At 61.5% G+C, this 621-nt stretch carries 1 protein-coding gene and 1 pseudogene; both read right to left on the bottom strand.

The features are described from left to right. On the bottom strand, positions 1–425 hold a 425-nt coding region (locus tag IGW03_RS37795; RefSeq protein ID WP_228536366.1), incomplete at its 3' end, for a 2Fe-2S iron-sulfur cluster-binding protein. Positions 426–438: 13 nt separating this feature from the next. Then, positions 439–621: pseudogene (locus IGW03_RS37800) on the bottom strand (succinate dehydrogenase/fumarate reductase flavoprotein subunit); the annotation flags it as partial.

Raw genomic sequence — 621 nt, forward strand, 5'->3', positions numbered from 1 at the left:
TCGAGCTCCTCGCGCTCGGCCGGCGTCTGCAGACGCTCCTTCTCCGGCGGAATCGTCTCGTTGATCAGGTACGGCTTGATCGAGTGGTACTGCTTGAAGAACTGCGTCATGTCCACGATCAGGTCGCGGATCACCGGCAGTCCCGGCAGCGGCCGCAGCACGATCGGCTCGGTCAGCTCGTTGAGATTGGTCGTGCAGGCCAGTCCGTTCTTGCCGTTGATGTTCATCGCGTCCGAGCCGCACACGCCTTCGCGGCAGGAGCGGCGCAGCGCCAGCGAGTCGTCCACGTCGGCCTTGATGCGCTGCAGTGCGTCCAGCAGCATCTTGTCGGTGTCCTGCAAGGTCACCGTCAGGTCCTGCATGTACGGCTTGGCATCCTTGTCCGGATCGTAGCGGTAGATCTTGAATTTCAGTGTACGTGCCATGTTCTGTTCTGCCTTAGAAAGTACGTGCCTTCGGCTTGAAGGTCTCAACGGTCAGCGGCTTGGTGTTGACCGGCTTGTAGTCCAGACGGCAACCTTCCGAGAACCACAGCGTGTGCTTCATCCAGTTCTCGTCGTCGCGCTTTTCGTAGTCGCGATGCGCATGCGCGCCGCGCGATTCCTTGCGCGCCGCCGCCGA

The sequence above is a fragment of the Noviherbaspirillum malthae genome (assembly GCF_015352985.1).
GTDB lineage: Bacteria > Pseudomonadota > Gammaproteobacteria > Burkholderiales > Burkholderiaceae_D > Noviherbaspirillum > Noviherbaspirillum malthae.